At 37.3% G+C, this 2,058-nt stretch carries 3 protein-coding genes; 2 read left to right on the top strand and 1 reads right to left on the bottom strand.

Annotated features, from left to right (window positions below):
* Positions 1 to 268 precede the first annotated feature (268 nt).
* Positions 269 to 1,210, bottom strand: coding sequence for a bestrophin family protein (locus tag M595_RS27115; protein ID WP_023069802.1), 942 nt, complete (start codon positions 1,208 to 1,210; stop codon positions 269 to 271).
* A gap of 274 nt (positions 1,211 to 1,484) precedes the next feature.
* On the opposite strand from M595_RS27115, the gene M595_RS27120 reads away from it, so the two are divergent.
* Both M595_RS27120 and M595_RS27125 read left to right on the top strand, forming a co-directional pair.
* On the top strand, positions 1,485 to 1,664 hold the full coding sequence (locus M595_RS27120; RefSeq protein WP_023069800.1) for a hypothetical protein: 180 nt from the start codon (positions 1,485 to 1,487) through the stop codon (positions 1,662 to 1,664).
* 159 nt (positions 1,665 to 1,823) lie between these two features.
* Positions 1,824 to 2,058 (top strand): 1-deoxy-D-xylulose-5-phosphate synthase N-terminal domain-containing protein (locus M595_RS27125; RefSeq protein WP_023069801.1); only part of this gene is annotated, 235 nt, incomplete at its 3' end.

Genomic DNA, 2,058 nt, shown 5'->3' on the forward strand with positions numbered 1-2,058 from the left:
AATCCGTGATGGAAGGTTTAATTGGACTACAAAAAATACCTCCTTCTGATTTAAACGCCAAACCTGACAGTGAACTTGAGAGTGAAGAATAGGTGATTGTTTTTGAGGAAGATTAAAGATTTTCACTCAAGCTTTGTTTGGCTGCTAAATATGAGGGTGATAATTTAGGGAAAGTTGCAAATTATTTGCAGTTGGAGTTGGAGTTTAAACAGCCAGGAATTGGGTTTATTTTTAGATTTTTTTCGACTGATTGATTTATCTTTTTTGATCATACTTTTCCGGACGATTCGTTGATAATTTGATCGAAACTTGATTGACTTTCATACTCGATTAACTCAGCAATATCACTTTGGAGAATATAACAAAACTTCTCTAAGGGTAAATCATTGGGATCATTTCCAAACGGATTTTCAATCTCTAAGCCTATTTCTTCAATTCCGAGTAAAGAAAAAGTAATCACTCCCACCGCAGGAACTGTTAACCAGTTCAACTCCTCAACGAAAGTAAATGGTACACTCAAACAATAAATAAGCAACAGATGTTTTAAGTGAATAGAATAAGCTTTGGGTAGGGGAGTCGAAGCAATGCGATCGCAAGCAATCATCGCCTCTAAAATTCGATCCATTGACTGATTTAATTCAATTAAAAAGCGATAGTTAATCAGATTTTGTTCATACATTCTGATTAAATAATCCGCTAACCAATTGGCAATTCTTAAGGGTCGTTGCTGAATCTGTTGAAGTTCTATAAACTGATTAGGTGTGAGTAAATTTTTAAGTTCAGTTTCTAGATCTTCTTTTCTGACATGAACTTTGATCGCCCAGACCAATGTACCCACTAATTTAATATAATCTAATTTTGTCTCTCTGTCTTTATCGGTTTTTGTCGGAATAAAAAAATAAATATTTCGAGCTAAAATTCGACCATTGTGAATCATTACCCCCCAAAGTTTACGACCTTCCCAATATCGTTCGTAAGCTGTATTGGTTCTAAAAACCAAGAGTAAACCCAGAACAATACTCGGAATTAAACTGCTAAGAATAGGTTGATTAACGGCTAATCCTTGAGAATAGATTAAATTAATCATGCCCGCAAAAATCATCGCCGCCACGACTCGCCGCCAAATAGACCGAATCACTGAACTGCGGATATTCAGAGCTAATTTTAACCAATTAAACCAACTTTTTTGTTCCGTCACTATTTTTGACATGGGATGACTATTCTCCAATTAATTTGTATTAAATCTGTGATATAATTTTAAGTTAAACTAATCGAATTGGAAAGACTGGGATTCAATTTAAGAGCTAAAAACTCCAATAAAATCATCTCTAATTGTGAATTTAACTCAACTTCAAATCCCGGTATTCACCTAGCTGATACTCAAATAAAAACTAGATTCCCTCAATCTAATAGCCCAGAGAGATCGATTGACGTATCGCTGTTGACGGGTAATTGTTGAGTAAATAGTCGCTCATTTATTCAGCATGAATTCAAAAATTGCTGAAATCAGCATACCGCAAATTTCTATCTATCCGATGAGTAAATCTATCGAACTTTCAATCACTCCTCGCCTGATCGCAATTACCACAGCACTCGCTCACCCAAAATTCCCTCGCAAAAAGCCGGAATTTACCCTGTTTGACCCCCGAAAACCTGAGTTCTGAGACGGATCTGATCGATAACAAATTACAATCAACTTGATCGCAGATCCCTTTCCCCTGCTACCATGACATCTGTGCATTAACTTGGACGGTAAGTAAACCGATCCATATTTGCTTTTTACACGTTACCTTAAGTAATGGCTAGCGCGGGTATTTAGACGTATGCATTTGAGTGAAATTACTCATCCGAATCAGCTACATGGTTTATCGATTCACGAATTGCAAGAAATTGCCCGACAAATTCGTGAAAAACACTTAGAAACAGTCGCCGCAACAGGCGGACATTTAGGCCCAGGTTTAGGAGTCGTAGAACTCACTCTCGCCCTCTACCAAACTCTGGACTTAGATCGAGATAAAGTCGTCTGGGATGTAGGCCACCAAGCCTATCCCCACAAAA

The organism is Lyngbya aestuarii BL J, assembly GCF_000478195.2.
Taxonomy (GTDB): Bacteria; Cyanobacteriota; Cyanobacteriia; order Cyanobacteriales; family Microcoleaceae; genus Capilliphycus; species Capilliphycus aestuarii.